Annotated in this window: 2 protein-coding genes; both read right to left on the reverse strand. The window is 59.1% G+C overall.

The window, feature by feature from the left end:
* Positions 1 to 333: 333 nt before the first annotated feature.
* Positions 334 to 1683: an adenylosuccinate synthase gene (locus NW815_RS12400; protein WP_011431751.1), complete on the reverse strand. Its 1350-nt coding sequence runs from the start codon at positions 1681 to 1683 to the stop codon at positions 334 to 336.
* A gap of 211 nt (positions 1684 to 1894) precedes the next feature.
* Positions 1895 to 3394 carry a S41 family peptidase gene (locus NW815_RS12405; RefSeq protein ID WP_414391147.1) on the reverse strand — a complete coding sequence of 500 codons (1500 nt, stop codon included), beginning with the start codon at positions 3392 to 3394 and terminating at the stop codon, positions 1895 to 1897.
* Positions 3395 to 3588: the final 194 nt, after the last annotated feature.

Below are 3588 nucleotides of genomic sequence, written 5' to 3' on the forward strand. Positions count from 1 at the left end.
ATGTCCCACCGCGTAGCTGCACCAGATTCCAACAAAGCTGTTCTGTACAGCTAGGTTGACCACAGCACAAAGACCGCCTTTCATCCCGACCCTCATGCTGATGCATAGAGGGCGAGGCTTCCCAGCGGACTAGCTAAACCATTGATTTTCTGACCCATTGCAGTTATTTCAAGTTAGATTAAGACGCTTTCAAAATGCTCCACGCTGCTTCTGCAACCACCCTCGGGCGGAAGACTTTCTCAGTGGCTCAGGCGTCTCACCCTAAACTGAAATGACTATAACTTACTGATCACTACAGTATTGTCCTTGTTCCCAATTGTGCTTGAGGCCCACTCAGTCGGGCATGAGGGCGTGGGCGCGCTTGCCACCATTGGGGTAGAGAAGGGCCCGCTTGGGGCCGTGGATGGGATCCTCGACAATGATCGTCTGGTCGCGGCTGGCCCCCAGAGAAACAATGGCAATCGGCACCTGCATCAACTGCGCCAAAAACTTCAGGTAATCATGGGCTTCGGGGGGCAAGTCTTGGATGGAGCGGCAATCTTTGGTGGAACATTTCCAGCCCGGCAGGGTTTCGTAGATGGGTTTGCACTGGGCGAAAACCCGGGCATCGCTGGGAAAGTGACGAATTTCCCGCCCCTGGTACTCGTAGGCCACGCACACCTTGATCTCATCCAAGCCATCCAGCACATCCAGTTTGGTGATGGCCAGGCAGTCTAGGCCATTGATTCGCACCGCGTAGCGCCCAATTACCCCGTCAAACCAGCCGCAGCGCCGTTGTCGCCCTGTGGTGGTGCCAAATTCAGCACCGGTTGCCCCCAGGTACGCCCCGATCTCGTCTTTGAGCTCGGTGGGGAAAGGGCCTTCGCCAACGCGGGTGGTGTAGGCTTTGGCCACCCCGATCACCCGGTCAATGCTGGTGGGGCCGATCCCAGCGCCAATACAAGCGCCACCGGCAATGGGATGGGAGGAGGTGACGTAGGGGTAGGTGCCGTAGTCGAGATCCAACAGGGTGCCTTGAGCCCCTTCAAACAGGATGTTCTCCCGATCTTCGATGGCTTGGGTGAGAAGCAGAGCAGCGTCGGTAACATAGGGGCGCAGCCGCTCGGCATAGGCCAGGTATTGCTCGATGATCGGCTCGGGATCCAAGGGCGGCAAGTTATAGATCTTTTCCAGCAAGACATTTTTGTAGGGAATGGCCCAACTGAGGCGCTCCCGCAGCTGGTCAGGGTACATCAAGTCCACGACGCGAATGCCCATGCGCTCGGCCTTGTCGGCATAGGTGGGGCCAATGCCCCGGCCGGTGGTGCCCAGCCGGTAAATGCCACGCCGCTCCTCTTCTGCGATGTCAATGACCCGGTGGTAGGGCAGGGTAACGTGGGCTGTTTCGGCAATGAACAGGTTGTCGGTGGAAATGCCCAATTGATGCAGTTGGTCGATCTCGGCCAGCAGAACCTCGGGATCGATCACCGTGCCGCTGGCGATGATGCAGCGTTTGTCGGGGTAGAGAATGCCAGAGGGGATCAAGTGTAGCTTGAAGGTTTGGCCCCCCACCACCAGGGTATGCCCTGCATTCACCCCACCTTGATAGCGGACGACCACATGGGCCTTTTCACTGAGGAGGTCGGTGATCTTCCCTTTTCCTTCATCGCCCCACTGGGCACCGACAACCACGACGTTTGCCAAGAGCTTCTCCTACAGTCCGTAGATGGCACAAAAAATCCCCTTTGCGGGGGTTGCTGCACTAATCTACCGCATCGCTCCGGGCGATGTTGAGAGATCAGGACAAAAAGATTAACAATCGATTAACTTTTCTCCGGCAGGGGACAACGTGGAGATGAACGGGATCCCCGAACCCTCTGGCAAGCCAACAGAGATTCCCCAGTTGCCCTCGCCTTCAGCTCCCCGGCTTGAACAGGCCAATGGCCGTGACCTGGTTGGATCCCACCTCAAAGGCAAAGGCCAGGCCCAGGGCATCGTAGTTGACGTAGTAGCGGTCGTCGCGCAGATATTCTCGGCTTCCCTTGGGATAGGGTACCACCTCGTTGTAGCCGTTCTCGCCGGGCCCGCCGTAAACGGCGATCACTTCCGAATAGGTGGAGCCGATGCGGATCCCTTCGCCGGTCATGGCTTCCGGGTGGGTGGTGTAGATGCGGTTGGCGAAAAAGCTATCCACAATGCCCGGATGACGGTAGGTGAAGAGGATGTAGTCTTGTAGGTAAAAGATCTTCAAGTCGCTGTTGGGCTGAAACACATTGGCTCCAGAGGCCGCTGGGATCTGATCGACATTGCCCAGCAGGTGGGTATCCACGTTGCGGGTATCCATGCCCAGCTCAAAGCGACCGACTCGACCCTTTTGCACCAGCACTGTAGGCCGTGGGGGCAGGGCAGGTCGCCGGGGGGGCAAGGCTAGCGCTTGCAGGCCGGCATTCAGCCAAGCATTGTCATCTCCTTCCACGGTCTGCAAGGGCACCAGACCCCGCTCCAAAGAGCGACCATCTCCTGTCTTCCAGGTGGCCACGGCCAGTTCCACCGCCGCGCCGGAGGGGAGAGCAAAGAAGCGGGTTTGTCGCTCGCTGCCTTGGGTGGGCTGTCCCAAGATAAGGGTGCTACCGCTGGATCCCAACTGGGCAGCCAAGAGGGTGGCCCCCTGGCGGGTGTTACCATCCACGAGAACGGCCAACGGGATCCCGGCGGCAATGGGCAGATTTTCGCTGTTCCAGAGGGTGGGCTGCCCGAATCGGTCTTCGGTAATCAGCAGCGGCTGGACGGAGCGGGGCAGAAATAGGCGCGCCACATCGGCCACCACTTGGGGGTCGTAGCCCACCGAGCCGCGCAGGTCGAGGACAATGCCCTGGCTGTAGTCTTGGGTGTAGAGGGTTTGGCGGATTTGCTGAGCTGTGGCCGGGGTGAGATCCGGCACAGCCAAGTAAACCTGGCGCGGGCCAATCCCGCGGGCTTGTACGGGAGGACGGGGACGGTTGAGCAAGTCCTTAAAAGCTTGCGGATCCCAGAAGCGATCGGCGGGATCCCCATACTCCCGCAGGATCTCTTGAATGAACTCGTACTCCACCTCAATGGGGGGGCGGGGATCCCCGTAGCTTCGGGCCAACAGGCGGGTGTAGAGGTCGTTGTAACTGACTGCGGCAGCTTGGTTGCCTGCACCCAAGGACTCGTTGATGAACAATCCCACTAGATGGCGGAGATCCAGCCCGACCGGCTCACGGGGAGGGGAAGGGGCTGCCGGGATCCCTGGATCGGGAAACGAACCTTGGGGATCCGAGGGCATGATGGGCACAGGAGGCAAGGCCGATTGGCCCACAGCGCTGCCGGGCGAGATCCCGGCGATCAGGGTGAGGATCCCCCAAGCCCCAAGTACGCGCGCAAATCCCTTCATGGCAGCCTGCCCTCTTGCAGATGTTGCGAATAGGATAAACCCTAAACGCTCCCCTTTGCCACTGCCAGCAGTGGTAGATATCTATTTTTTGCGACTTGGAACACTAGGGGCTGCGCCCCCTTGCTTTTGAAGGAAATGCCCTCAGCCAGAAAATCCCCAGCGCATTCACCAAATTTTCGGGCTGGAGGCCCGCA

This window comes from Synechococcus sp. R6-7, assembly GCF_047461695.1.
Taxonomy (GTDB): Bacteria; Cyanobacteriota; Cyanobacteriia; order Thermostichales; family Thermostichaceae; genus Thermostichus.

Excerpts from the sequence above, each read along its gene's own strand:
- NW815_RS12405 (WP_414391147.1), bottom strand. The coding sequence starts at position 3,394 with ATGAAGGGATTTGCGCGCGTACTTGGGGCTTGGGGGATCCTCACCCTG.